Annotated in this window: 1 protein-coding gene; it reads right to left on the bottom strand. The window is 39.7% G+C overall.

All coding sequences use genetic code 11. The annotated features are described in order from the left end of the window. A partial coding sequence (locus tag ACFIK0_RS09310; protein ID WP_375663898.1) for a phage tail tape measure protein occupies nucleotides 1-221 on the bottom strand: 221 nt, incomplete at its 3' end. Between the last annotated feature and the right edge of the window lie 8 nt (nucleotides 222-229).

The following is a 229-nucleotide window of genomic DNA, read 5'->3' as shown; positions in this document are numbered from 1 at the left end:
ATGCCTAAATCATCCATTGCTGATTTAGCGACTTTAGATGGTGATAACATTTGCAAAATAGCATGGTTTAAATCTTGTGATGCTTGAGCGGCACTAAAACCATGATTAGTTAGCAATCCAATGGCTTCGGAAGTATCTTGTAATGACATCCCCGCCATATTAGCAGTACCACCAACGTTAGCTAACCCTTGTTGCATATCTTCAATTGAAGCGTTAGACATGTTAGCAG

This window comes from Bartonella sp. CL63NXGY (genome assembly GCF_042194905.1).
In the GTDB taxonomy this organism is placed as follows: domain Bacteria; phylum Pseudomonadota; class Alphaproteobacteria; order Rhizobiales; family Rhizobiaceae; genus Bartonella.
Note: the sequence above shows the minus strand (reverse complement) of the source record. Positions and strands in the feature narration are given on the sequence as shown.